This window comes from uncultured Thiothrix sp. (assembly GCF_937876535.1).
Taxonomy (GTDB): Bacteria; Pseudomonadota; Gammaproteobacteria; order Thiotrichales; family Thiotrichaceae; genus Thiolinea.
Genome location: NZ_CALFHZ010000021.1, coordinates 172,542 through 199,394, shown reverse-complemented (window position 1 = coordinate 199,394; position 26,853 = coordinate 172,542). Strand labels below are relative to the sequence as shown.

Genomic DNA, 26,853 nt, shown 5'->3' with positions numbered 1-26,853 from the left:
TTCCAAATAGAAATAAGCTGCTTATTCAGCAGTCAATAAAAATGAGCATTAATTATACACTATTTATTAGATAAACGCATAAAGCCCAAATAGGGAATAAATTCAAACTGCTGTTCACCCTCACGATCCGGCAAACTAAACGTACCCAAATACTCACAAGTTCCACGCAAACTACGCCCCAATAGCTCGCGCTTTTCCTCAAGCAAACTTTCATAATCCAAACACAACCACAAGCGCTGCTTTAGATTTTCTTCTAACTGTACCGAATGAACCTGCACCGCAACTTTACCTAATTGTTTCCCTTGTAAAGTCCGATCAGGCGCAAAGCGAACGACTAATTCCCCCTCTTCCACATACAGCACAAAATCAGCTTCTGGTTCAGAGGAACGAAACGGGCTTTGTTGCTGGGCAAAGCGCGTGAAATAAAACGCACTGTGCAGCCAACCCTGCACTGCTTTCGGGCTAAAATCGGCTTTCAGTAAAATATCCTGCAAGGCTTGATGCTCTAAATCAGCTAAACGTTGCGTCGGTTGCAAAGGATGGGCGGCTTGAATGCGGCTTGACGCATCGACTTTTTCCGCTAATGCGGCCTCATCCACCAAAGCTTTTAAATCATGGCTCACCAAAGGATAAGCCTTGCTTTCAAAGCCCGGATGGCAAAATACCGCCAGATTAGGATTGGTTTGGGTAAAGCCTTTGAGGTTGTAGGCCAACAAATGAATATTGGGTATGGATAATTCTGTAACCGGACGATGCCGGCGAATGCGACCACACAGTTGAATAATACTCCGCATGGATGACGGCTCAATCACGCCCCAATCCAAGCAGAAATCACGCCCCACTTCCGTCACCGGGGTTGCCACTAAAATGAAAATAAGCTGTTGTTTACTCGATTGCTGCAAGTGTTGACGAATAATAGGATTAGCCTGTGGTTTGCGCCCATCCTTACGATTTAACACCGTATCCAAATGTTTTTCTTGCTCAGAACGCAGCAATAAGACTTGACGGCTGTGATAAGGCATGACGCGAATATCGATAGCATCGGGCAAGTCACACGCCAATAAATAGCGCGTCAGTTGAATGCACGGGTCAACATTCGCTACCCGCACCACCCCCATTGAAAAACGTTTACCACTGCCCTCATCGGTTTCACTATAAGTCTGATGCAGGCTTAAAACACTTTGTAATACTTGTGCAAACCATTGTTGTTCTAGCTCAGCTTTGTCTAGGTTAGTGCGCTGCATTGCAGGTATTAAGGCTTTGCGTTGTGCAGCTTGTTCAGCTAAACGCTTTAAGCGGCGTTGAATAAAGCTTTGATGTTGGGTAGCAAAGGGTTGGGTATCGCTAATGAAATCGATTTGAGTAGTAAACTCATCTACCCAGAAACAAGTCACACTCGCTTGACGTTGGCGACTCTTGGCAAACAGTTGCCAACCCGCTTGATAAGCCTGCAATAAACCTTCAGCAATGGCGGGTGGAATGGTTGCCGAGGAGATCATCACTTTGCGCCCCAACATTCCCGCCAAATGCACCAAACGCGCGATGGCTGGCATATCCTCCTGATTGAAATCGTCTACCTCATCAATCACTAAATCAGCCGACATCAAGCGCATAGTCGGTAAAATATGCTTACCTCCCGCCACACTTTCGGTTGCAGGCATGAGATGATCAATAGTACAAACCACTACAGGCGCATATAGCAATTGACGGGCTTTAGGCGCATTTTTTAATACCGTACTAAACTTGTCATCGATTGCCTCACCCAAAGCAATATCAATATCAAAATTTGTCTCTAAATCAGCGGCAGAAGCAGAACCGGATAGCTCTTCCAACTCCTCATTCAGCTCTAACTGTACTTGTTGTTCAATAGGCGATTGTTCATGTAAAAAGCGCACGGCTGATGAGCCAATTAACACCGCCATTTGGGTATTATCTAACTGCAATTTGCTGCGGTATTCATCACCTGTTTGTAGCGTAAGTGTGCGCAAACCCAGTGCCAGGTTATAACGTAAACTCTGATTAGGAGTTAGCGCTCCCATGATTTTGGCATTAGCAAAAGTCTTACCATAACCCGTACTTGCCATATTGATAGCAAAGAAACCGTGCTCCTCTAATTTATGCTCTTTGCGCCATGTGCTGATGGTTTCAACGGCTTTGTTTTGCCATGCAAACTTGCTATTGGTAGGCACTGGTTTACGCAACGCCCGTAACTCACTCACTTGCGGCAAACCTGTTTCTAAATAAGGCAATAAATGCGTCGCTTTTAAAGCGGACTCCATTACCCCCACTAAGTGTTCATCAAGCTTTTGCTTTGCCTCGCCTTGCTTATCGGTATTAGCGATGAGCTGTAAATCGCTTTTCCAGTTTGCGTCCGCTTCTTGCGAAGAATAATGATGATCCCCCACCATTAAGCCCAAACGCGCCAAGGTCAGTATCAAACGCTCTTGAACAACCTTTTCGGTCACACTAGCTAAATTAACTTGCGCTTTACGCGCCCAACGTGCCGCCTCTTTACACCATGCTGCTGACAAAAGTGGTAATTGGAATTTTTGCGCATCCTTACCAAAGCTCCATTTAGGCTCACCACTTTGTTTTACATACCCCATCGCGCGTGAAATGGTTTCCAACACCGAAGCTCGATTAACCGGCTTTTTAATCTCAGTAAACGCTGGCGTATCACCATACTTCAAGCGCTCCCCTGGCAACTTATGATGCGTAACGATCAACCACGCTACCCACGAAGCAAAGGTTGATAAACCTTTTTCAAACGGATAATCCTCACTTTCTTTCACAGGTTTAGCCGCTGTAATGAGTTGTTTGGCAAACTTTTCACGTTGCGCAGAGGTTTGATCTTTTAAAGCTGCTAATTCATTTAACCATTGCTCATCGGTCTTATCTTGTACCCATGCTTTAAACAGTAATAAGGAAATCCATTCATGCCGTATGGGGTCTTTTTTCTTATTATCTTTCAGCATGGTTTGGAAGTGATCCCACGATTTACCAAAATCATGGAACAAAGCAGACAAGGCAACTAGCACTTTAATCAGCTCTAAATCCCCCCAATCATTTTCATCATGAATCTTCATCAGATCACGGTGGGTGCGATGCACAGGTACATTGCCAAACGCATCAAACTCGCGCTTATTGCCAACAATCCAGACTAATTCAGTGCGGCTCGTACCGTGCATACGATGGCAGGCTACCGCAGTGGTTTTGCGTGCGCTTTTGGCAAGGCGAGTTTTCACCGCGTTCAAGCCTTCTTGCGTAATCACGGTTTGCCATGTACGTTCGCCGATGCGATTGGCATAACTATCCAGGATTTGACGCGTAATTTTCAGTGAGTTTTTCTGGCATTGTGAAACAAAGGTGACAATCATAAGCTTGCCCCTTTGATGGCAGCTGCTTGCACACAATCAAACATGAAATCTAAGGCTTCATGCTGAGTAAACGCTTGCAAACAACGCTGACGAAACTCTTGTTCCTTATCCCCTTCGTGCGCCGCAATAAACGCATTGGGTAGAACAATGGCATCTTTAATCAAATCCGCTACATCAAAGACTAACGCCCCACGTCGCGTTTTACCGTGCATCACGGCAAAACCATGCGGAATGCCCAATACCCACAAACAAGTGGCGGCTAAACCATAAGCTAAGTAGTTGCCATGATTGAGGAATTGATTAGCAATATCGGTTTCTTTGGGGTCATGGTTACGCGTAAAACCGTTTTGTTTAGTACGACTGGCCGCAAAAGCATACAAGGCCGTGGTTAAACGCGCTTCTAGTAGTAATAACTTATTCACATCAGGCATCGCGCCAAACTCGTTGTGATACTGCTTAAATGCCTTTTCCAAGCTCATTTCATCTAAGCCAAAATCATAACTACGTAAGGTTTTATCTTCCTTCCAAACCTTTGCTAAATACGCTAAACGCTGCTCTTGAAAATACTTGGCAATCTGCAAGCGCTTATTGGCATCAAACCAGAAACGCAGCCACTGTTGTAAATACTCGGTAGGACGATATTCACTTTGCGGTAACAGCCATTCAATATCGCTAGGCTTTTTGGTATCTGTGCCTGCTAATAAAGGCGTACCACCGCCACCCGAAAAACCAAACATAACGCTGGCACCACATAATAAACGTACTGCTGCTTGGGTAATCGATGTGCCATTACCAAGTAAAATAACGGTGGTATTGGCAATGGGAATATTCCAATAACGATTTTCATCTTTTGCCGCCTCGTAAAACACCACACGTCCATCTTTCACCATGACACGACAGTGTTCTAAGTAGTACAGATTCGCACGCTTGGAATGGAGAATGTCTTTGAGGGAGAGATCGTGTTTAGCAAGCATGAAAAGCACCTATAGAGAAAAGTATATTTATTATACTTAACCCTTGCTCTATAACGTACTTGAGGTTAATTTGAAGTTTAAAAGAGAATCGATAAATTTAAGCAACTTATTGATTAAAATAGGCTATAAAAATAGTGAACTATAAATAGACCCGCTAATATCACCTTTTTTACGTTTCTATCGAGCCGGTTTTCTGTAAAGCATCTAAATGTTGTATAGCCAAAGTCCAAGGCAAACGCCGCCCCTTCGCTTTCACCTGTTCATAGCTTTGTTTGGCAGTCTCTACAAAAATCAAACTATGAATAACAAGCTGTTCAACCAGCCATAAAGTACCGCGAACGAATACACCTTCTAATTCAGCAGCTTTTTTTAAATCTCTAGCGCCTATTAAAAGCGGGCATTTTTCCTGTTTGGCTAACGCAAGAGCCATCAATCATTACGCCTTGGTTTAGCGTATTTGCTCGTCAACTCTGCAACCTGCCTAACACTCTCACCGCTTAACATATCTAATTTCAAGCCTAAACCCCGCCAGTGGGCATGTAGCTCTTCAAGCTCATCAAAAAATAATAAGTCAGGAATAATCAACTCAAAAGGCAGCTTGAATACCACTGTCAAAAGCTGCCCTTCTTCCATACCCATTAGAATATTTGCATCGCTAACCAGTAACCGTATGCACAACTTTCATTTTCCGCTCAAGATGGAAACGAGCAAGAGGCATACCTAATGGCAGGCATGAAAAAGCCGGAACGTGTCCGGCTGGTAAGATGATTGAATTTTAGTTCAATAATGGTAACGACACTGAGCGATATAGAGGCCACCCTCTTCCAGCTTGTATACGAGCCGATGTTCTTCGGTGATCCGCCTAGACCAATAACCAGACCATTGATGCTTGAGCGGTTCAGGCTTACCCAAGCCCTCAAACGGGTTGCGCTTCATGTCTTTGATCAGGTCATTCACTCGCTTTAATACTCTACGGTCTGGTTGTTGCCAATACAGATAATCATCCCATGCATCATCAGCCCAACACAGAATGATTCTGTCGGCTCCACTAATTCACGTACCACACCCCGCTTAGCCTCTAATTGAGCAATGGCACGGTTCAAACGCTCAGCATTTTTAGGACTGGCCGCAAGATGCGCGGTTTCCATATAGGCGTTGTATTCATCTAAAGAAATCAAGACGGCAGGCGTACCGTTCTGGCGAGTGATTAATAAAGGTGTTCGGTCTTGCTCTACCTTATCCAAGGCATGCGCAAGGTTTTTTCTAAATTCAGAATAGCTGATTGCTTCTACTGGTACTTTCCTCGATTAAGTACAAGTATTTGTACTTAAATTAAAGACAAAGCACAAGTATAGATTAGCATTCAGTCGTTAAGGTACTAGAAGCAGTGGCACGCAAGCCGTGTATGGCTGTTTTATTTTACCAGCCCACTTCTAAGTGTAAGCCCGGCATATCTTTTAGCTTATAAGACTTCTCTTTAACCTCAGCATTTTTGACTTCTAAGTCAGTAAGTAAAGTTATTGTTCTGCCTACCATAACGCTATCGAACTCCCTTATCTATCAAAGGTTACGGGCGACCATACCCGCTTTATATACCCGCATTATAGGCAGTTAATTTTTAAAGACTCAAATTATACCCACAATCCTACCCCCTAATTTTGGCGCTATAGGGACTATTAGGGATACGTTCGTAGAATGAAAGCCGCTAAAATATCAATGATTTAGGCATTTTTTAGAAGTTAGGAGAAATAAGAAAAATATAGAGTGGAGCGGGTGAAGGGAATCGAACCCTCGTATGCAGCTTGGGAAGCTGCCGTTCTACCATTGAACTACACCCGCGATAGTGTGTAGGAGCGCTATTGTAGAGTGTTTTTCCCCAGACAACAATCATCTAGTTTTCTGGCCGCTTAGTTTGGCTTAAAGCTTCTGGAGAGCTTAGGGGATTTATACATCTGCTCACAATTTCACTATGCTAGTTCCTCCCATCCTTAGATTAGGTCGTGTCAGTGGTTGAGAGCTTTGCAGATAAAGTTTTAAAGTGGTTTGCTCATAGCGGGCGTACGCATTTACCTTGGCAACAAAATCCTACGCCTTATCGAGTGTGGGTCTCCGAGATTATGTTGCAGCAGACGCAAGTGACGACCGTCATCCCCTATTATCAACGCTTTATGCACAGCTTTCCGGATCTTTTAAGCTTAGCCAATGCCTCTTCGGATGCGGTTCTCAAGCATTGGGAAGGTTTAGGCTATTACACCCGTGCGCGGAATTTGCATAAAGCCGCTCAACTCGTGCGGGATCAATACGCAGGTGAATTTCCTACTAGCTTAGCTGAGGTTGAAGCGCTACCTGGGATCGGCCGCTCTACCGCAGGCGCGATTCTCTCTCTTGCCTGTAATCAGGCACATGCAATTTTAGATGGTAATGTGAAGCGCGTGTTAGCGCGTTTCCATGCAGTAGAAGGTTATCCAGGGCAAGCAGCTGTACAGAAACAACTCTGGGCCTATGCGGAGCAGCATGTCCCAGCAGAGCGAAATGCGGCTTATACCCAAGCGATGATGGATTTAGGTGCAACCTTATGTACTCGCAGCAATCCGGCTTGTTTACTCTGCCCCATTCAGACGGGCTGCCAAGCTTTTAAACTTGGCAATCCGGAAGCTTATCCTGCTCCACGTCCCGCTAAAGACTTACCTGAAAAACAAGCAGTGGCTTTACTGCTCAGAAATGCTGAAGGTGAAATTGCGCTAGAAAAGCGCCCCCCAACTGGCATTTGGGGTGGATTATGGAGCTTTCCAGAGTTTCCTGACGAGCAAACGGCTTTGGCGGCTGTCACTACTAAACCTGTCGCGATTGCTACCTTACCTATCCTAACGCATGGTTTCTCACATTTTACCTTGCACTTAAAGCCTTTATTAGTCGACGTGCAGGATTTACACGCAGCCATTGATAGAATAATGGATAGGGATAGCTGGCTTTGGTATAAAGCCGGTACTGAATTTAGCGGCGGGTTGTCTAGCGCAGCTCAACGTCTTTTAAAGCACTTAACGGAGGAAGTATGACTCGAATGGTAAATTGCGTGCTCTTAGGCCGCGAAGCAGAAGGTTTAGATCGCCCCACTTATCCTGGTGACTTGGGCAAGCGTATTTATGAAAATGTGTCCAAAGAAGCTTGGCAACAATGGTTACGCCAACAAACTATGCTGCTTAATGAATATCGCTTAAGCCCGATCAACCCTAAAGATCGTAAATTTCTTGAAGAAGAAATGGAAAAATTCTTCTTTGGTGCAGGCGCTACTCAAATCGATAATTATAAGCCTGCTTAAACAAGTCTTTGCTCCTAAGCCAAACTTAGGAGCAAACCACTATTGCTGTTTCGTGGGAGCTTTCCACACAAACTCTTCTAAGACCCAATCTTGCATTTCGGCAGGTGTTGGTACTTTATCCGTGACTTTCGGACTAGCCCCACTGAATAAATACAAAATACGGGTATTTTTTGGCGCATAGCACATCACTTTCCCTGCCCAGTCATCCACACCAGGTGCACATTGCTCAAGAGTTTCTGGAGTATAAATCTCCGAGAATTTCGTACCTAAGGTATGACCTAATTTATTGCCCACTAGATTGTCATGTACGATGACTGAGAAAATGTGCTTTTGCTGAAAATCGGGGTTGATGGTCAAAACAGGTTTTACTTGCTCCTTAACGGTGATAACCCGATTGTTTTCGCCACCATTAAGCGGGGTTTCTTCAACCACATTGTAATTTTGGAAAGCATCGCCAATACGGATCAGATTAAACGGTGTATCGGCATTTAAAGGGCCAACACCGTCCTCTGAGAGCATAAACGCTGGCGTTGGGACATTTTCCACGGTGGAAGCTTGAACCTCATCACGACTGCTACAAGCAACTAAATGACTCGTTACTAGCATTAACGCAGCTAATTGATACAGCGCTTTAACCTTCATACTGCAAGCTCCTTGCCCCTTCAATTTCCGACAGCTGCCAAAATACCTTGTTCTAAAGCAATCTGCTGTCCATTTTTAAAGCATAGACTCAAAACTGAAGAGAATTTAAAAAAATTGCGAATTAAATCAACAATCTTACCGTTCGTCGGTTAACTACCACCTTATGTTACAGCAACTACCCAGCTTAAGTGTAAAGCGGCTATATACAATACTGAACAGATGATGAACGAGGCTTGAACCTAAAGGACTAGCTAGTTCAAGTGAAGTTCAACAACAGGAAGATGCCCGAATCCTTTACCGGAATTATAAAAAAACTGCTCAGCCTCATACCAACAGCGGATGCTCCCAAGCCAAGGCTTTTAAGGTAAAGGATTTCTTTCATTAAACCACCGTATTCTTACGGTGGTTTGCTATGCTTAACCTTTTATAAATTATACCCCAGTATGTCCAACTATTTACATGCTTCGCTCGAGCGCATTTGGCTCATTGATGCGAGTATTTTTGTCTTCCGTGCTTGGTTTATCCGTAATCCCCTACCCAAAGATACCGCAGGTAACCCTGTCAATGCAGTGCATGGCTTTTTACGTTTTGTGTATCACCTATTACATGAACAAAAGCCTCAACAAATTGGTTTTGCTTTTGATACCAGCTTACAAAGCTCAGAACGTAAAACGATTTACCCAGCATATAAAGCCAATCGCAGCTCAGCACCTGACGAATTAAAATATCAATTTCAACGCTGCCGTGACTTTTTAGATGCTTTAGGCATTACCCAAGCAGCCAGCACCACGCATGAAGCCGATGACCTCATCGGTACTTGGGCAGAACAAAACCGCAATCCAAACCGGCAAATCATCATTATTAGTGGTGATAAAGATCTCGCACAATTACTAAAAGCAGAAGATATTTGGTGGGATTATAATCGCCGAGGCGCTCTACATGCGGGTGGGGTCAAAGATAGCTTTGGGGTCTGGCCGGAGCAGATCGCTGATCAACTCGCCATTGCTGGCGATAAGGCTGATAATATTCCGGGTGTGCCGGGTGTCGGTATGTCCACCGCTGCTAAGCTCCTAAAACGCTTCGGCTCTTTGGATAATATCCTAGAGAATCTTGAGCAGATTGGCAGTATGCAAGTTTTGGGTGCGAAGCGTTTACAGCAGCTAGTCACACAACATCAGGATACCATTCGACTAGCCCGCAAGCTTACCACCATTAACTGCCAAGTACCCGAAGCGCCTACTGATTTAAGGCGCAAACCCAAAGATTTAGCGCGCTTACAAGAGTTATGTGAACTACTCAAGCTTTCAGCCGAGCAATATCAATTATGGGCTGAGGTCTAATTAGGCAAGTGCTTTATAGCAGTGGGCTGTGCTGCCAATAAACCGCCCAGCAGCAGTAAGCCGATTTCTGCAGCCGCCAAGAACACATCGATCATAGAGCTTTCTACCTGCGGATTACCCTCCGGTAGTAGCACAAACCATAACCACAACAGTGCTAAGATCAACACTGCAATCAGCCACCACCGACTCGTCGTGTGCTTACGCAATTGCAAAGGCCTAAATACTAAAAAGTAATAGAAAGCGAATAATAGGGCATATCCTGAACCCGCTAAACCTAATAGCATCAATTGCTGAGTCCAAGGCAACATAAAAATCCATGATGCCTCTTTTACGACATTGACAAAGCCTATCGTGGTGGAAATAAATGAACAGCTAAAAGCTAAACCCATTAGCCAATACAGAGTCTTTAAGGCAGTGGGTAATGGTTGATAAGTTAAATCCTGAAGGATAGCCTGTGGGGCTTTGTAGGGGTTGTTCATCAGCAGCCTGCTTACACTCACTTGACGGTGTAAGCATAGCCACTACTCCGCTAAGGCGGTTTCATATTCCTCGCTTAAGGTCATCCATTCCAGCTCAACGGTTTCTAAGCGTGCTTCTAAAGCACTTTTATCCAGTAGCCATTGTTTTAACTTCGTTTTATTCGCCTCGGTATACGTGTCAGGATCAGCCAAACTCTCTTCTAATTTAGACTTTTGCTGATTGAGCTTATGCATTTCTTGCTCAAGCTGATCAACCTTGCGCTTTAGTGGCTGTAGTTGCTTACGTTTTTCGGCCGATTCCCGACGCTGGTCTTTGCGTCCAGCTGCACTATGAGCTGCTGTAGTAGTTTCAATTGGCTTACTTACCGCTTCTTCGTCTCGAAAACGATTTTGTAGCCATACTGCATAATCGTCTAAATCCCCCTCAAACTCAGTCGCTTTGCCGCTATCTACTAAGATAAGTTGATCAGTAACCGTTTTCAGCATGTGACGATCATGCGAAACAATCACCATCGCCCCATTAAACGCTTGCAAAGCCATACTCAGCGCTAAACGCATATCTAGATCAAGATGGTTCGTTGGCTCATCAAGCAATAGTAAATTTGGGCGCTGATAAATTAATAAGGCCAACGCTAGGCGTGCTTTCTCTCCGCCTGAAAACGGCGCAACCGCTTCGTCCACGCGCTCCCCATGAAAAGCAAAACCACCTAAATAATTGCGCAAATCCTGTTCACGTGCTTGCTTATCTAAGGCGCGTAAATGTTGCAAAGGCGATTGATCAATTTTCAGCTGCTCTAATTGATGCTGAGCAAAATAACCCACCTTTAAATCCTGTGCTTGCCAACACTCACCGGCTTGAGCCGATAAATTCCCCGCGAGAAATTTAATTAAAGTCGACTTGCCCGCGCCATTCGGGCCAATCAAGCCAATCCGCTCACCCGGTAAAATCTGTAAGCGCACATTAGCAATAATGGTTTTATCGCCATAACCCACACTGACGCCACTCATATTCAGCAACCGATCCGGCATTTTTTCTGGATCACGAAAGCTAAAACTAAACGGCGAATCCACATGGGCGGGCGCAATCAGCTCCATCCGTTCTAAGGCTTTTAAGCGACTTTGAGCTTGGCGAGCTTTAGTGGCTTGGGCACGGAAACGATCGACATAACGCTGCATATGCTCACGCTCGCGCTTTTGCTTTTCATAAGCGGATTGCTGCTGAGCGAGCTTTTCTGCCCGCGTAATTTCAAAAGTGGAATAATTACCACCGTAAAGAGTCAAGCGCGACTGCTCGATATGCGCAATCTGTGTACAAATCGCATCCAAAAACTCACGGTCATGCGAAATCAGTAATAAAGTACCACGATAGCCTTTTAGCCAATCTTGCAGCCAAATCACGGCATCCAAATCAAGGTGGTTAGTCGGCTCATCCAGCAGCAACAAATCAGAGCGACACATTAAAGCTTGTGCCAAATTCAAACGCATCCGCCAACCACCTGAGAAACTGGAGACAGGGCGTTGAATCTCTTCGGGTTTAAAACCTAAGCCATGTAGCAAGGTGGCCGCACGGCTTTCAGCAGTATAGCCATTAATGGCATCTAAGCGCGCATGTAACTCACCTAAACCTGCGCCCTCAGCTTCTACGATTTGCGCGTGTAAGTTCACATATTCTTCATCGCCTTGCAGGGCATACTCTAGAGCGGTCTGTGCACTAGAAGGTGTTTCTTGCTTCACATGCGCTAGAACCCAAGCAGGTGGCAGAGAAAAAACACCGCTATCTTGGCCTAACTCACCACGGATCAGCGCAAATAGACTCGACTTACCGACTCCATTAGCACCTGTCAAACCGACTTTTTGCCCAGGGTGAATACTAAAGGAAGCGCCTTCGAGTAAAGCTTTAGGGCCACGCCGTAAAGAAAGATTAGAAAAAACAATCATGCTGGTTGAATGCTAGGTAGCTCTATGAATGGCGGCGAGTATACCTGAAAACTACTTAGGCTTGTGTTAGCAAAACTACTAAAAGTTCCCACCTTAAATGAACCGTAAGGTTAAGTTATCTAACCACCCCCTTTAAAAAGCCTAGCTTGTTGCAATGCAGCAAAGTTCTTAAACTGCACTCATTGAAATAATAGATACCCAAGAGAGGGTAATAAAATGAAAAATATATTCCACTTTTTTAGTAACTTGATTCACCCAGAAAATGCAGCCAATGACAGCGAGCATAGCAGCGCTGAAATCCGTCAAGCAATCCGTGAGCTGCAATCCCTAAGTGATCGTGATTTAAGCGATATGGGTTTAGCACGTAGTGAAATTGAATATGCTGTTCGTTACGGCCGTAAAGGCATTGACGATGAACAGCGTCATGTTGCTTAAGTTTAATCGCTTTCCTCCAGCCCAACGGGTTTAAGTAACTCCTCCTCCTCTACTTAAACTCGTTTGGGCAGGACTTACGTACGTACTTACCTCTATTTACTCCCCTACTGCCTATTCTTAAGTTTTCTTACAAGCTTTATTTGAATTCTTTGGTTTCATTTCTGATAATCGCCAGCCAAATGCCTGATTGCAATTTGTTTGGAGTAGCTTAAATGAAAACGTGGATGTGCCTAGTCTGTGGTTTTATGTATGAAGAAGAAGTGGGTATTCCTAATGAAGGTATTGCCCCTGGTACCGCTTGGGAAGATGTGCCTAATGACTGGCTATGCCCTGAATGTGGGGTAGGAAAAGCCGATTTTGATATGATTGAGATTTGAAACCCGCCAAACCTAAAAAAGGCTGTGCTAAACTACGCGCCACTTTTAAAGTTAGTAGATGAGATTGAGTTATGGCTGGCCATAGTAAATGGGCAAATATTAAACACCAAAAAGCCGCAGTTGATAAAAAACGTGGGAAAGTTTGGACGAAACTGATTCGAGAAATTACCGTTGCAGCTCGCGAAGGTAAAACATCTGATCCGAATGCTTACCCACGTTTACGTTTAGCAGTTGCCAAAGCTCTCGGCGCTAATATGCCGAAAGATACTATTGAAAAAGCTTGCAAACGTGGGGCAGGTGAACTAGGTGCAGATAATTACACTGATGTAACTTATGAGGGGTATGGCCCGGGTGGGATTGCCGTTCTAGTTGAAACCTCAACAGATAATCTCAACCGTACCGTTGCTGAAGTTCGACATGCTTTCAGTAAGAATGGTGGCAACTTAGGCACGAATGGCTCAGTGGCTTATATGTTCAAAAATCTCGGCGTAATGAGTTTCGCCGCGGGTGTGAATGAAGATGCTCTGATGGAAGCTGCTTTAGAAGCAGGTGCTAGTGATGTGCTCACTGAAGAAGACGGCACGATTGAAGTTATTACGACGCCAGAAGATTTCGCAGCAGTACAAACGGCTTTAGTAGACGCTGGATTCACTCCAGATAGCTCTGAAGTCACTATGCGTGCCGATAATCTAACTGAAATCACGGATTTAGAAATCGCCGAAAAGCTCTTGAAAATGATTGATCTCCTAGAAGATTTAGATGATGTTCAAGAAGTCTATTCCAATGCAGATATTTCAGAATCTGTAATGACAGCGTTAGCCGCTGAATAAGCGGCAACTAGATGACTCGGCGAATCATTGGCATTGACCCCGGCTCTCGAATTACCGGAATCGGCGTCATTGAGACCGATGGGCAAAAAGTTAAGCATATTTTTAGTACCTGTATTCGCTTAGGTGATCGCCCTTTGCCTGAGCGTTTAGGGATTATTTTTGCTGAAGTCACCCAAATTATTCGTGATTGGCAGCCTGATGAAATGAGTGTGGAAGATGTATTCGTGGCTACAAATGCGGGTGGCGCTTTGAAGCTAGGTCAAGCCCGTGGTGCAGCGATTTGTGCGGGTGTAACCATGCAATTGCCTGTACATGAATACAGCGCTAAACAAGTCAAACAAGCAACCGTCGGTAAAGGGGCTGCAGACAAAACTCAAGTCCAGCATATGGTAAAAGTCTTACTCAATCTCCAAGGCCAATTACAGGCGGACACTGCTGATGCTTTAGCAGTCGCCTTGTGCCATGCTCATACCAGCCATTTAAATAATCGCATTGCTCAAGCTGTGCGTCTGATCCGCTAAGGATTCACTTCATTCAAAGGAAGAATTGCTATGATTGGCTTATTGCGCGGCAAAGTGCTTTATAAGCAGCCTCCTGAGCTTTTATTGGAAGTACATGGCGTAGGCTACGAACTGCAAGCCTCCATGAATACTTTCTACCAGCTGCCAATCGATCAGCAGACTGAAGTAACGATTTATACGCATTTTGTGGTGCGTGAAGATGCGCAAACTTTATTTGGTTTCAGCTCCCAAGATGAACGTGCCCTCTTCCGTAACCTTCTGAAAGTCACCGGAATCGGCCCTAAGATGGCTTTAGCGATTGTTTCAGGCATGACCTCTACTGAATTTGCTCAACTCATTCATGCAGCTGATGCGAATGCACTGAGTCGCATTCCGGGGGTAGGTAAAAAGACTGCCGAGCGCTTAATCATCGAAATGCGTGACCGTTTACCTAAAGTTGATGCGAGTCAAACTATTTCAGGCAGTCACAAGCCATCTAATACGCCTTTTACCATTATTTCTCCGGTCGAGGAGGCTCTCAATGCACTATTGGCTTTAGGTTATAAGCCTGCCCAAGCCAGTAAGATGATCGCGCCTTTAGAAAACCAAGAGCTCAGCGTTGAAGAAATGATCCGCCAGGCTTTACGGTCTAGCCTCAACTAAGCCTCATTTCCATCTCCTCATAATCTGACAATCAGTGACACAAAGCCGACTTCTGGCTGCTTTGTGTCAATCCTGACTGTCAGTTCTGTCACTTCTTGACAGTTTCAGCCTAATTAATTTTGTTTATTAAATAAACTTAATTTCTGCTAATACCTTATAGATCAGCCAGTTAAGTTCGTGCCAATTCGGTTGGCACAGCCGTTGCAATATAGAGATCACAAGGAACGAGAATAAAAATAAGAAAGGGTTAACGGAATAAAGACAACAAGCCCCAAGAGGTGGAAAGCAGGCATAAAACAACAACAAAAATAAGTTGCCTGTGATACCTCGACTCCTGATACCCCCTGCGTAAGTGGGGGGAACTTTAGGAGAAGTTAGAAGTTCAACAGCAAGCCCTAAGAGGTAGCGAGTTAGGCTTAATACATAATAAAAATAAGTAGCCTGCCATGCCTCGACTCCTGATACCCCCTGTGTTAACAGCGCAGGGGGGATTTAAAACAGAGTGTCCTGGGAACTTCGATCAGAACTACAATAAGAATAATTATACAGGTGAGAACCTGCAACCTCTGCCCCCGCTAGCCGGGGGTTTTGTTTTTTCAGATAAACGGAATTAATCATCCAAGCGCTCATTAAAAATATCTAAATCTTGACTTTATTTACTAGCACATTTAATGTATATACATATATATACAAAACATAGTAAAGAAGAGGATAAGCTATGTTTGAGACTTGTGAAAAAATTTGGATTAATGCTCAGCTTGCGAGTTTTGATCCAACGCATGCACCCGCTTATGGTTTATTACCTAGGCATGCTTTAGGTATTAAGCATGGTCTCATCCAATGCATGGCCCCCATGCCAATGTTTGAAAAAGAACATTCCAACCTCAACTCTACTGAAATCGTTGATACTCAAGGTGCTCTGATCACGCCCGGATTGATCGACTGCCACACTCATTTAATTCACGCAGGCAACCGCGCCCAAGAATTCGAGCAACGTTTATTAGGCGCAAGTTACGAGCAAATCGCCCAACAAGGGGGCGGTATTCTTTCCACCGTTTATGCGACACGCAAAGCCTGTTTTGAGCAATTAGTCGAACTAGCCATTCCACGTCTAAAAGCATTAATGGCTGAAGGTGTTACCACTATCGAAATTAAATCGGGTTACGGTTTGGATTTAGACAGTGAACTTAATATGTTGCGTGCGGCACGCGAGTTAGCTAAACGTTTTCCCGTGCGCATATCCACTACCCTACTCGGTGCTCATGCCTTACCACCCGAATATAAAAACCGTGCGGATGCCTATATTGATTGGGTTTGTAAAGCATTAATACCTGCTGCGGTTGCCGAAAAGTTGTCGGATGCAGTGGATGTATTTTGTGAGCATATTGCCTTTAGTCCCGCGCAAACCGAACGAGTTTTACAAGCTGCTCAAGCCTATGGTCTAGGGATTCATGTACACGCCGAACAACTTAGCAATCAACATGCTAGTGCTCTAGCCGCACGTTATCAAGCATGGTCAGCCGATCATTTAGAGTGGTTGGATGAAGAGGGTGTGCACGCAATGGCTGAATCAGGAACAGTTGCCACTTTACTACCTGCTGCGTTTTATTTCCTGCGCGAAACTAAACTACCTCCGATTGAATTATTGCGCCGATATCAAGTACCCATGGCAGTAGCTACTGATTTTAACCCTGGCACTGCCCCCCTTGCTTCGTTGCGTTTAGCGATGAGTATGGCTTGTACTTTATTCCGTTTAACCCCTGAAGAAGCCTTGCTGGGTGTGACCCGTCATGCAGCACAAGCATTAGGTTTGCAAGATCAGAATGGGCAATTGCGTGAAGGTTTTGCGGCGGATTTTATCGTTTGGGACATCCAACATCCTGCTGAACTGGCGTATCAAGTAGGCATTAATCCGATTAAACAACGCGTGTTTGCAGGAGCAATTAGCCATGCCTGAGTTTGATTTTAGTAGCTTGTGGACGGGGCGCATTGATCAAGGTGAAATCCCTGAGTTATCACAACGTTTGCATCAAGTGATCAAGCCTTTTGCTGAAAACGTATCCTCAGGTTTAGCCCTTGTAGGCTTTTGCTCCGACGAAGGTGTACGCCGCAATCAAGGGCGTGTGGGTGCAGCACAAGCGCCGAATCAGATTCGTAAAGTACTCGCCAGCGTTCCGTGGAATCCACAAAAAGCGGTTTATGATATGGGCAATATAGTTTGTGCTGAAGGTGACTTAGAAAGTGCGCACATCCATTTAGCTAATCAAGTCACTCAACTACTAGACCAACACCATTTTCCTATTGTACTGGGTGGCGGACATGAAATGGCTTATGGCTCTTGGTTAGGCTTAGCCAATCATTTAGCCGATACTGAGTCTAATCCCAAAATTGGCATTATTAATTTCGATGCGCATTTTGATCTGCGCACTGATGCCAATGGCTGCAATTCGGGTACACCGTTTTACCAAATAGCGCAAAGCTGCAAGGAACGTGGCTGGTCATTTCAGTACTGCTGTTTGGGTGTGAGTAAAATGGCAAATACGCAAGCCCTCTTTCAACGCGCTAAAGAGTGGCAAGTATCTTATCGCTTAGATAAGCACATGACCTTGCTCGATCTAATCGACACCTTAGCACAAGTCAAAACCTTTATTGAAAGTTGCGACCACCTTTATCTCACTATCGATTTGGATGTACTACCTGCGAGCGTTGCTTCAGGTGTGAGTGCACCTGCACCACGCGGCGTGAGTTTAGAAGTACTCGAACCCATTATTGATTTAATTCGCACGAGCCAGAAATTACGCCTTGCCGATATTGCCGAATATAACCCTAACTACGATCAAGATTTGCAAACAGCGCGTGTGGCTGCACGCTTGTTTTATAGCATCACAGGAGCACAGTATGAATAATCGTCATGACGCGAGCCGTCGCATTATTGCCCCAACAGGTACGCAATTAAGCTGCAAATCGTGGCTCACCGAAGCCCCGATGCGTATGCTAATGAACAACCTTCATCCTGATGTAGCAGAGCGCCCTGAAGACTTGGTGGTGTATGGTGGTATTGGACGTGCGGCACGCGATTGGACTTGTTACGACAAGATTATTGAAGTACTCAAACGTTTGGAGGCTGATCAAACCTTATTGATTCAATCCGGCAAACCTGTGGGGGTGTTTCAAACTCATGCCGATGCACCGCGTGTATTAATTGCTAATTCCAACCTAGTACCCCATTGGGCAAATTGGGAGCATTTCAATGAGTTGGATAAGCAAGGTCTGATGATGTATGGGCAAATGACCGCTGGCTCATGGATTTATATTGGCTCGCAGGGCATTGTGCAGGGTACTTATGAAACCTTTGTGGCAATGGCAAAGCAACATTATAACGGTGAAGCTAAAGGACGCTGGATTTTAACAGGCGGATTGGGGGGCATGGGTGGCGCACAACCCTTGGCAGCAACGATGGCAGGTTTTTCTTGTATCGCAGTGGAATGTGATGAAACCCGTATTGATTTCCGTTTACGCACTCGCTATGTGGATAAGAAAGCTTATAGCCTCGATGAAGCCCTCGATATGATTAATACAGCAAAAGTCGAAGGCAAAGCCATTTCAGTAGGCTTATTAGGCAATTGTGCGGATATTTATCCTGAAATTGTTGCGCGTAATATTTTGCCGGATGTAGTCACTGATCAAACCAGTGCGCATGACCCCTTGAATGGTTATTTGCCCAAAGGTTGGACGCTGGAACAAGCCAAACAGATGCGCGAAACCGACCCGAAAGCAGTAGTCGATGCTGCCAAAGAATCGATGGCAATCCAAGTTCGCGCCATGTTAACCCTGCAAGAGCGCGGCGCTCCGACCACCGATTATGGTAATAATATTCGCCAAATGGCATTGGAAAAAGGTGTGGAAAATGCCTTTAATTTCCCCGGCTTCGTACCTGCCTATATTCGCCCCCTATTCTGTCAAGGTATTGGTCCGTTCCGTTGGGCGGTGCTTTCTGGCGACCCTGAAGATATTTATAAAACCGATCAGAAAGTAAAAGAACTTCTGCCCGATGATGCGCATTTGCATAATTGGTTAGATATGGCACGCGAACGCATTGCCTTTCAAGGCTTGCCTGCGCGGATTTGTTGGGTGGGTCTAAAAGATCGCGCACGTTTAGGTTTAGCCTTTAATGAGATGGTCAAATCAGGCGAATTGAAAGCACCGATTGTGATTGGGCGTGATCACTTGGATTCAGGCTCGGTAGCCAGTCCGAATCGTGAAACGGAAAGTATGTTGGATGGCTCTGATGCAGTCTCCGATTGGCCTTTATTAAATGCGCTATTGAATACTGCTGGGGGTGCGACTTGGGTTTCGCTGCATCATGGTGGTGGTGTAGGAATGGGCTTTAGCCAACATGCGGGCGTGGTGATTGTTGCTGATGGTACAGACGCAGCGGCTAAACGTTTAGCGCGAGTACTACGCAATGACCCCGCTACAGGGGTGATGCGTCATGCGGATGCAGGGTATGAGATTGCTCAAACTTGTGCGCGTGATAATGGCTTAGATTTGCCAATGTTGGGGGCTTAATATGTTTGAACTCATCATCAAACCAGGGCAATTAACTCTCGCCGAATTACGCCAAGTTGCATTACAGCCTGTTCAAGTCAGCCTAGACCCAGCCTGTCGTGTGGCGATTGATGCCAGTGCCGCTGCGGTTGCCAAAGTGATTAGCGAAAATCGCGTCGTGTATGGCATTAATACCGGATTTGGCTTACTCGCCAATACGCGCATTGAACCCAAAGATTTAGAGCTATTACAACGCAGTATTGTACTTTCTCATGCAGCGGGGACAGGCGCTTTAATGGAAGAAGCCACGGTACGCCTAATGATAGTGTTGAAAATTAACTCACTTGCACGCGGTTTCTCTGGCATTCGTTATGAAGTCATTGAGCGTCTAATTCAATTACTCAATCAACAAGTTTACCCGTGTGTACCACAAAAAGGCTCGGTAGGCGCATCGGGCGATTTAGCACCACTCGCGCACATGAGTACGGTGCTTTTAGGCGAAGGCGAAGTGCTCATTGAGGGCAAACGTTTGCCTGCATCGGAAGGCTTAAAACATGCAGGCTTAAATCCAATAACACTCGCACCCAAAGAAGGTTTAGCCCTACTTAATGGCACGCAAGCCTCCACTGCATTTGCGCTGCAAGGCTTATTTGCTGCCGAAGATTTATTTGCTGCGGCGACAGTGGCAGGCGCATTTTCAGTGGAAGCAGCACTTGGGAGTCGCAAGCCTTTTGATGCGCGAGTCCATGCAGTACGCGGTCATCAAACGCAAATTGATGCTGCCGCAGCGTACCGACATTTATTGGGTACTGGCTCAGAACTCGGTAGCTCGCATCAAAATTGCGGCAAGGTACAAGACCCTTATTCGTTACGTTGTCAACCGCAAGTGATGGGCGCGTGTTTGCAACAAATTCGCCAAGCCGCCGATGTACTTCTTACCGAAGCCAATGCAGTCTCGGATAATCCTCTAGTGTTTGCTGAGGAAGATGAATTTATTTCTGGCGGTAATTTCCACGCCGAGCCTGTGGCAATGGCAGCGGATAATTTAGCGTTGGCAATTGCGGAAATCGGCGCATTATCCGAACGGCGTATGGCGCTATTGATTGATTCTAATTTAAGTAAATTGCCACCTTTCTTAGTCAATAATGGTGGGGTGAATTCCGGTTTTATGATTGCTCAAGTCACTGCTGCGGCTTTAGCCTCTGAAAATAAAACCTTCGCGCATCCAGCTTCCGTCGATAGTATGCCGACTTCTGCCAATCAGGAAGATCATGTGTCAATGGCAACCTTTGCGGCGCGGCGTTTATTGGAAATGGCGGATAATACCTGTGGTATTGTGGCGATTGAATTGTTGTCTGCGGCGCAAGGTTTAGATTTTCGTGCGCCACTCAAAACGACAGAGCTGTTAGAAGCGGCTAAAGCGGAATTGCGTGAACGTGTAGCGTTTTATGATAAAGATCGCTACTTTGCGCCCGATATTGAAAAAGCCAAACAATGGGTAAGTAGTGGCGCGTTAAAGCATTATATGCCGTCAGACTTACTGCCCAGCGCATGAGCAAAACTGTTATTATGACCACCCGAATTTATCCTTAGGAGCTTTGGGTGGATCCTCGACCCCGTTACCAACAAATTAAGCAATTCATTGGCGATGCGATTCGCAACCAAAGCTATGCAGCAGGCGATAAAATCCCGACCGAGGCTGAACTAGTCGAACAATTCAGCGTGAGTCGCATGACCGTAAATAAGGCATTGCGCGATCTGGTACAAGAAGGTTTATTAATACGCTATCCAGGGTTAGGGACGTTTGTCGCACCTCCCAAAGCCGAATCCCCGCTTGCTGATGTACGCAATATTGCTGAAGAAGTGCGGGCGCGTGGTCATCAATATACCAGCCAAGTACTTGCTTTAAACGAGCAAGCTGCATCCGAGTTAGTAGCGACACAATTAGGTATTCCGCTACACAGCCGCGTGTTTCATTCCCTTATTGTCCACTTAGAAAATCAGCTACCGATTCAACTCGAAGAGCGCTATGTAGCCGCCACTGTTTTGCCAAACTATCTGCAACAAGATTTCACTCAAAAAACGCCTAATCAATATCTGTCCGAACAGTATGCACTAACTTCAATGGAGCATATTGTTGAAGCGATATTACCTAATAAACAGGCTCAACATTATTTGAAGCTCGATGCCCATTTGCCTTGCTTGCAAGTGAGTCGCCGTACATGGTCAGGCGAGCGTTTGATTAGTTTTGCTGTCCTCACGCATCCAGGGGATAGGTATAAGTTGAGATCGGTAATGAGTTTGCCTGCAAAGGCTTCCTAAAATTTAACTTCTCGCTAACACCTGTTTAACTTTTCACGCCTAGCTCTGGTTTAGCATTTGCGGCATAGTTGACTGATTATTAATAAAATCAGCCAGGACGATTCGTTATGCAACGCCGTGACTTTCTGCGCGCCTCTAGTTTAGTAGCATTAAGCCTTAGCCCCCTGCTTGCCCACGCACTAGGTACTGACACTGTCCAAGATTTACCCCAAACGCCCAAAATGCCAGTGCTGTTTGTAGGTCATGGCAGCCCGATGAATGCCATTGAAAACAATAGCTTTCGGCAGAATTGGCAGAAAATCGGTAAAGAGTTGCCAAAGCCTGCGGCTATTTTGATGGTTTCAGCGCATTGGCTCACGGATGGCAATACGGCGATTATGGCGGCTAATAAGCCGGAAACGATTCATGATTTTGGTGGCTTCCCTGATGAGTTATTTGCACAACAATACCCTGCGACTAATTCACCTCAAGCAGCTCAATTAACCGCTGACTTACTCAAAAAACCGTTAGCGGACGGCACACAGGTTAAAACCGCGTTCGATCTGCGCCAAGGTTATGATCATGGCACTTGGAGTGTCTTGCTGCCGATGTTTCCACAAGCAAATATTCCCGTCTTCCAAATTAGCATTGATTATTTTAAACCTGCCTCCTATCACTATGCCTTAGGTAAGCAACTCGCAGCCTTACGGGAACGGGGCGTACTGATTATGGGCAGCGGGAATATTGTACATAATCTTGAAGCTGAAGCGCTTGAAGCAGGCAAGCCTTATGACTGGAATCAAGCCGTTGACCAAAAAATCGCGCAATTGCTGCAAAAACACGATGATCAAGCCCTGATTCAATTTGCAGATAAAGATAAATTGATCAAGCTCGCCCACCCCACCGTTGACCACTTATGGCCGTTATTCTATGCCTTGGGTGCTAAGCATGAAGATGACCAAGTCCGCTTCTTTAATGCGGCTTATGCGGGTAGTGCGATTTCCATGCGTTCGGTGATTTTTTCTTAAGCTTTAGCCTTTTCTTCGAGTTTAGCAGCCTCCCACGCCGCATCCATTTGTGCCAAAGAGGCTGCTTCTAAACTAAGCTTATCCTGCGCTAGCAACTCCTCAACCCGCTCAAATCGCTTCTCAAATTTGCGACTTGATAAGCGCAGCGCATTTTCTGCATCCACTCCTAGCATGCGCGCCATATTGCTGGCTGCTAACAAGACATCCCCCATTTCCTCTTCAATGCGTGTAAAGGGTTCTTGCTGAGCCACTGCCTCTGCAACCTCATCCAATTCCTCATGCACTTTCGGCACAACTTGCTGCCAATTTTCCCAATCAAAACCGACTTGTGCAGCTCGCTTTTGGACTTTTTGTGCTCGGCGCAAAGCAGGCATAGCGGTTGGAATTCCTGCAAATAAACCTTCTTGCTTTTTCTCAGCACGCTCAGCTTGTTTGATCGTTTCCCAAGCCTGCTTTTGCTCTGCTTCAGATTGATAGACTGTATTATCAAACACATGCGGATGGCGGCGAATCAGCTTCTCGCTAATCCCTTGAGCTACATCATTAAAATTAAATAAGCCCTGTTCTTCGGCAATTTGCGCCATAAACACCACTTGCAGCAGCAAATCCCCCAACTCATCACAGACCGCCGCTGCATCATTGCGATCCACTGCGTCCACCACCTCGTAAGTTTCTTCTAAGGTATAGGGCAGCAAAGTTTGCCAAGTCTGCTTACGATCCCAAGGGCAGCCGCGCTTGGGGTCACGTAATTGCGCCATAATGGTCAATAATTGTTGGATGGGTGTATTGCTGCTTTCAGACATGCTGCGTTCCTGCCAAATGAAACAGCTCAGCACTATAACGGGAAAGGATTAAAACTGACTAGTAGAAACTATGCACCAGCAGCTAGCTACTATTCTAGCTGCTGGCGAACTGACTATGGCTTTACAATTTTCACAAACTGTGAGCCTAAGAATTTACCTTGTGGATTAAAACGAAATGCCACCTGAGAAGCCCAAGGTGTCCCACAAGCATTACAACCATCTTTTAAGGTATAATTAAAAATAAAACTCTGCCCAGCTTTAGTTTTATTCACTTTTACAAACTCGGCGCGTGTTCCCCAAAACTCTAAATTCTTATATTTTTTCTTTAAAGTCTTATATTGCGGGTCTTTCTCTAAACCTTTGATGTTTTGAATTTCCGTACTGACCACTTTGGGTTGCCCATTCAGCATGACATAAGCATCATTCGTATTAGCACGGAAAGGCATAAATGCCTCACCTAAATCCACTACACCTTTTTCTTGGAAAGAAACGAGAAAACCCTCATTTTTAATATCTTTGCTAAATTGAAGCGCAGCAGGACTTGCACCCCATTTTTTTAATGACTTACCCACACAAGTCGTGCTATTCCCCAAATCACAGGTAGATAAGATACTCATCATCTTCTCTGGCTTGACCTTCACTATGGAATTGGCTGAATACATACTGGGTGCGGCTGAAACAGTACCTACCAAACTTGCAAATAAAATAAAAGTCATACTTGATTTACTTAACATATGGTGTTCCCTCACTACTATTTATTTGAAGAGCCTTAGCTTGAACTAGATAGAAGCCAAGTAATATCCCTTAAATAGGCGAGAATACTAGCCTAGTCGTAAAAAGGGCAAGATAAATAACTCTATTCACTGCGTTTACAGTAGGGCTTATTACCTTTGTGGGTAAATATAAATCCCTATAAGCTTTACCATACTTAGAGAGCATATCACCTACTGCATCGATAAAAAACTCCTATTCTTGATAAGCAATTTCTCTCGTGGATTGAAATCTTCATACTTTACTAAGATAAGTTTATATTAACAGACTGCTAGCTATACAAAAAAAGACGAGTTAGCGCCCTAAGTACTAACTCGTAAGGTTTAGGAGTTTTAGTGAACGAAATTCTTATTATTTCACGATCTTTATAAACTGCGTGCCGAGGAATTTGCCTTGCCCATTAAAGCGAAATTCCACTTGTGCAGACGCTGGAGCAGCACAAGCACGGCAGCCATCTTTTAATAAATAATTAAACACATAGTTTGTCCCCGCATTAGTTTTATTAATTTTTACAAACTGCGCATTCGTTCCCCAAAACTCCAAATTTTTATATTTTTTATTTAACTCCTTGAAACTCGTATCCTTTTCTAAACCGGTTATCTTGGCAATCTCGGTATCTACAATAGAGGGTTGTCCATTTAAAAGCATATACGCCGAATTGGTATTAGCACGGAAAGGATAAATCACTGTCCCTAAATCGACTTTGCCCTGCTCTTGGAATTTGACTAGATAACCTTCATGCTTAATAGCCGCACTAAACTTCAAGACGGAGCTACTCGCCCCTAATTGTTTCATTTTTTTGGCTATACACGCTGAAGCTGTGGTATCACAGTTCATCAATGCGGTAAAAGCTTGCTGATCTTTCACTTTCCAGACTGTATCAGTTGAATAAATTGGTGTAGAAGCAGTTGCAGTGCTGACTAGTCCAGCTACTAGCAGCGTACTAGCGACGAACTTATTTAACATGATTGACCCCCAGTCATTACCCTAAAACTAATGAAATCATTATGTGGAAATGCAAAATTTTTGAGCATACCTCAAATATGGGAGCGGGAGGAAAGAGGGGAAAAGATGACTACCTTAAATGAGGGAGTGCCTTAAAATTAAGCAACCTGCTAGACACTCCACGAATCAAGTTTAGGTTTTATAAACTGCTATACACCTTATCGACAGCACATTTGACCATCCTTACAACTAGATCAACCTCGTCACGGGTGATAATTAAAGGGGGTGCTAAACCCAAAATATCTCCATGCGGCATCGCACGCGCAATCAAGCCTGCTTGCAAACAAGCCGCTGACACCTTCGCACCAATCCCTTGAGTAGTAGCAAAGCGCTGCTTGGCTTTCTTATCAGCGACAAATTCCAAAGCGGCTAATAAGCCCACACCACGCACTTCACCGACCAAAGGATGATCACTAAAATGCGCATGTAACTGAGCTTGTAGATACGCGCCGACCTCACGCGCACTCCTGGTTAAATCTTCACGCTCGACAATATCTAAATTCGCATGTGCTGCTGCCACGCAAACCGGATGCGCCGAATACGTCCAGCCATGCCCTAATGCACCGAGTTGATCTGTACCCTGCTCTAAGACTTTCCAAACCTTTTCGCCGACAACTACACCAGACAGCGGCAAATAAGCAGACGTTAGCCCCTTAGCAATCGTGATTAAATCCGGTTGGATTTGATAAGTGTGTGAGCCAAAATACTGTCCGGTGCGCCCAAAGGCCGTCACGACTTCATCAGCAATCAACAGCACCTCATACTTCTGCAAAATCGGCTGAATTGCTTCCCAATAAGCTTTAGGTGGTGGAATGATGCCACCTGTGCCCATCACCGGTTCGGCAATAAATCCAGCAATGGTTTCTGCACCCTCGGCAAGAATTAAGCGTTCTAAATCGGCTGCACAACGCTGCGAAAATTCTTCTTCCGTTTCGTCCTCTTGTGCATTCCAGTAATAATGCGGGCAAGTGGTATGCAAGACCCGATCTAAGGGCAAATCAAAAGCATTATGAAAGATAGGCAAGCCTGTCAAACTGCCTGTCATTAAGCCAGAACCGTGATAACCCCGTTGACGGGAAATAATCTTTTTCTTCTGGGGGCGACCGAGAATATTGTTGTAATACCAAACTAATTTGATATTCGTTTCATTTGCATCCGAACCGGACAAGCCATAATAAACCCGCTGCATACCCATCCCAGCTTGGCGCACAATCCGTTCGGATAAGCGAATGAGTGGTTCGTGCGAATGACCGACATAAGCATGATAATAAGCCAGCTGTTTAGCTTGTTGGGCAATCGCTTCGGCGACTTCTTGACGACCATAGCCAATATTTACGCAATACAGACCCGCAAACCCATCCAAACTACGCTTGCCGCTACTATCTTCCACATACACACCCTGCCCGCCGACCATAATCCGATTCGGTGTATCTCCGCGAGCAAATTGCGCCAAATGTGTAGAAGGATGCATAGTGTAAGCACGATCTAAAGCTGACAGCTCGGCTTGTAGCTGTTGATCCATA

At 45.0% G+C, this 26,853-nt stretch carries 27 protein-coding genes and 1 tRNA gene; 14 read left to right on the top strand and 14 right to left on the bottom strand.

The genetic code is table 11. The annotated features are described in order from the left end of the window. Positions 1-59: 59 nt before the first annotated feature. The 7 genes from cas3f to Q0230_RS15370 form a co-directional block, all read right to left on the bottom strand. Positions 60-3,377 (bottom strand): type I-F CRISPR-associated helicase Cas3f, encoded by a 3,318-nt coding sequence (cas3f, locus tag Q0230_RS15400; protein ID WP_298611065.1) that lies wholly within the window; start codon positions 3,375-3,377, stop codon positions 60-62. Then, the gene (gene cas1f, locus Q0230_RS15395; RefSeq protein ID WP_298611064.1) at positions 3,374-4,351 is read right to left on the bottom strand and encodes a type I-F CRISPR-associated endonuclease Cas1f; all 978 of its coding nucleotides are present in this window, start codon (positions 4,349-4,351) and stop codon (positions 3,374-3,376) included. The genes cas3f and cas1f overlap by 4 nt, the downstream gene beginning before the upstream one ends. A gap of 169 nt (positions 4,352-4,520) precedes the next feature. Further along, positions 4,521-4,781, bottom strand: coding sequence for a hypothetical protein (locus Q0230_RS15390; RefSeq protein WP_298611063.1), 261 nt, complete (start codon positions 4,779-4,781; stop codon positions 4,521-4,523). Further along, positions 4,781-4,990, bottom strand: a complete 210-nt coding sequence (locus Q0230_RS15385) for a hypothetical protein (RefSeq protein WP_298611062.1) — start codon at positions 4,988-4,990, stop codon at positions 4,781-4,783. Before Q0230_RS15385 ends, Q0230_RS15390 begins: the two co-directional genes overlap by 1 nt. 141 nt (positions 4,991-5,131) lie before the next feature. Beyond that, on the bottom strand, positions 5,132-5,386 hold the full coding sequence (locus Q0230_RS15380) for a Txe/YoeB family addiction module toxin (protein WP_298612100.1): 255 nt from the start codon (positions 5,384-5,386) through the stop codon (positions 5,132-5,134). After that, entirely contained in the window at positions 5,314-5,634 is a 321-nt protein-coding gene (locus tag Q0230_RS15375) for a type II toxin-antitoxin system Phd/YefM family antitoxin (RefSeq protein WP_298612095.1), read from the bottom strand. Before Q0230_RS15375 ends, Q0230_RS15380 begins: the two co-directional genes overlap by 73 nt. Before the next feature lie 482 nt (positions 5,635-6,116). After that, positions 6,117-6,190, bottom strand: a tRNA-Gly gene (locus Q0230_RS15370). 161 nt (positions 6,191-6,351) lie between these two features. On the opposite strand from Q0230_RS15370, the gene mutY reads away from it, so the two are divergent. Beyond that, entirely contained in the window at positions 6,352-7,407 is a 1,056-nt protein-coding gene (mutY, locus tag Q0230_RS15365; protein WP_298611061.1) for an A/G-specific adenine glycosylase, read from the top strand. Continuing rightward, entirely contained in the window at positions 7,404-7,670 is a 267-nt protein-coding gene (locus tag Q0230_RS15360) for an oxidative damage protection protein (protein WP_298611060.1), read from the top strand. The genes mutY and Q0230_RS15360 overlap by 4 nt, the downstream gene beginning before the upstream one ends. Positions 7,671-7,709: 39 nt before the next feature. Here Q0230_RS15360 and Q0230_RS15355 read toward each other — a convergent pair whose 3' ends face one another. Further along, positions 7,710-8,312: a DUF1131 family protein gene (locus tag Q0230_RS15355; RefSeq protein ID WP_298611059.1), complete on the bottom strand. Its 603-nt coding sequence runs from the start codon at positions 8,310-8,312 to the stop codon at positions 7,710-7,712. A 443-nt stretch (positions 8,313-8,755) separates the two neighbouring features. Here Q0230_RS15355 and Q0230_RS15350 point away from each other — a divergent pair, with 443 nt between their 5' ends. Next, positions 8,756-9,652: a 5'-3' exonuclease H3TH domain-containing protein gene (locus Q0230_RS15350; protein ID WP_298611058.1), complete on the top strand. Its 897-nt coding sequence runs from the start codon at positions 8,756-8,758 to the stop codon at positions 9,650-9,652. Here the strand turns inward: Q0230_RS15350 and Q0230_RS15345 are convergent. Together Q0230_RS15345 and Q0230_RS15340 are read right to left on the bottom strand one after the other, a co-directional pair. After that, entirely contained in the window at positions 9,649-10,131 is a 483-nt protein-coding gene (locus tag Q0230_RS15345) for a hypothetical protein (protein ID WP_298611057.1), read from the bottom strand. The genes Q0230_RS15350 and Q0230_RS15345 overlap by 4 nt on opposite strands. Before the next feature lie 42 nt (positions 10,132-10,173). Then, entirely contained in the window at positions 10,174-12,069 is a 1,896-nt protein-coding gene (locus Q0230_RS15340; protein WP_298611056.1) for an ATP-binding cassette domain-containing protein, read from the bottom strand. A gap of 216 nt (positions 12,070-12,285) precedes the next feature. On the opposite strand from Q0230_RS15340, the gene Q0230_RS15335 reads away from it, so the two are divergent. From Q0230_RS15335 to ygiD, 11 genes are all read left to right on the top strand, one after another. After that, positions 12,286-12,504, top strand: coding sequence for a DUF1127 domain-containing protein (locus tag Q0230_RS15335; protein WP_298611055.1), 219 nt, complete (start codon positions 12,286-12,288; stop codon positions 12,502-12,504). A 212-nt stretch (positions 12,505-12,716) separates the two neighbouring features. Beyond that, complete coding sequence (locus Q0230_RS15330) at positions 12,717-12,881, top strand: rubredoxin (RefSeq protein WP_298611054.1); 165 nt, start codon at positions 12,717-12,719, stop codon at positions 12,879-12,881. A 71-nt stretch (positions 12,882-12,952) separates the two neighbouring features. Continuing rightward, positions 12,953-13,711, top strand: a complete 759-nt coding sequence (locus tag Q0230_RS15325; RefSeq protein WP_298611053.1) for a YebC/PmpR family DNA-binding transcriptional regulator — start codon at positions 12,953-12,955, stop codon at positions 13,709-13,711. 11 nt (positions 13,712-13,722) lie between these two features. Then, the gene (ruvC, locus tag Q0230_RS15320) at positions 13,723-14,232 is read left to right on the top strand and encodes a crossover junction endodeoxyribonuclease RuvC (protein ID WP_298611052.1); all 510 of its coding nucleotides are present in this window, start codon (positions 13,723-13,725) and stop codon (positions 14,230-14,232) included. Positions 14,233-14,262: 30 nt separating this feature from the next. After that, complete coding sequence (gene ruvA, locus Q0230_RS15315) at positions 14,263-14,874, top strand: Holliday junction branch migration protein RuvA (RefSeq protein WP_298611051.1); 612 nt, start codon at positions 14,263-14,265, stop codon at positions 14,872-14,874. Between the two features lie 718 nt (positions 14,875-15,592). After that, the gene (gene hutI, locus Q0230_RS15310) at positions 15,593-16,831 is read left to right on the top strand and encodes an imidazolonepropionase (RefSeq protein ID WP_298611050.1); all 1,239 of its coding nucleotides are present in this window, start codon (positions 15,593-15,595) and stop codon (positions 16,829-16,831) included. Then, positions 16,824-17,780, top strand: coding sequence for a formimidoylglutamase (hutG, locus tag Q0230_RS15305; protein ID WP_298611049.1), 957 nt, complete (start codon positions 16,824-16,826; stop codon positions 17,778-17,780). Before hutI ends, hutG begins: the two co-directional genes overlap by 8 nt. Further along, positions 17,773-19,443, top strand: a complete 1,671-nt coding sequence (gene hutU, locus Q0230_RS15300) for a urocanate hydratase (protein WP_298611048.1) — start codon at positions 17,773-17,775, stop codon at positions 19,441-19,443. Before hutG ends, hutU begins: the two co-directional genes overlap by 8 nt. Position 19,444: 1 nt before the next feature. Further along, positions 19,445-20,977, top strand: coding sequence for a histidine ammonia-lyase (hutH, locus tag Q0230_RS15295; RefSeq protein WP_298611047.1), 1,533 nt, complete (start codon positions 19,445-19,447; stop codon positions 20,975-20,977). 47 nt (positions 20,978-21,024) lie between these two features. Then, positions 21,025-21,744: a histidine utilization repressor gene (gene hutC / locus Q0230_RS15290; RefSeq protein WP_298611046.1), complete on the top strand. Its 720-nt coding sequence runs from the start codon at positions 21,025-21,027 to the stop codon at positions 21,742-21,744. A gap of 107 nt (positions 21,745-21,851) precedes the next feature. Then, complete coding sequence (ygiD, locus tag Q0230_RS15285) at positions 21,852-22,751, top strand: 4,5-DOPA dioxygenase extradiol (protein ID WP_298611045.1); 900 nt, start codon at positions 21,852-21,854, stop codon at positions 22,749-22,751. On the opposite strand, the gene mazG is transcribed toward ygiD, so the two are convergent. The 4 genes from mazG to Q0230_RS15265 form a co-directional block, all read right to left on the bottom strand. Beyond that, positions 22,748-23,554, bottom strand: coding sequence for a nucleoside triphosphate pyrophosphohydrolase (mazG, locus tag Q0230_RS15280; protein WP_298611044.1), 807 nt, complete (start codon positions 23,552-23,554; stop codon positions 22,748-22,750). The genes ygiD and mazG overlap by 4 nt on opposite strands. Before the next feature lie 113 nt (positions 23,555-23,667). Next, positions 23,668-24,288 carry a hypothetical protein gene (locus tag Q0230_RS15275; RefSeq protein WP_298611043.1) on the bottom strand — a complete coding sequence of 207 codons (621 nt, stop codon included), beginning with the start codon at positions 24,286-24,288 and terminating at the stop codon, positions 23,668-23,670. A gap of 388 nt (positions 24,289-24,676) precedes the next feature. Further along, on the bottom strand, positions 24,677-25,291 hold the full coding sequence (locus tag Q0230_RS15270; RefSeq protein ID WP_298611042.1) for a hypothetical protein: 615 nt from the start codon (positions 25,289-25,291) through the stop codon (positions 24,677-24,679). A gap of 178 nt (positions 25,292-25,469) precedes the next feature. After that, positions 25,470-26,852, bottom strand: coding sequence for an aminotransferase (locus tag Q0230_RS15265; RefSeq protein WP_298611041.1), 1,383 nt, complete (start codon positions 26,850-26,852; stop codon positions 25,470-25,472). Position 26,853 lies beyond the last annotated feature (1 nt).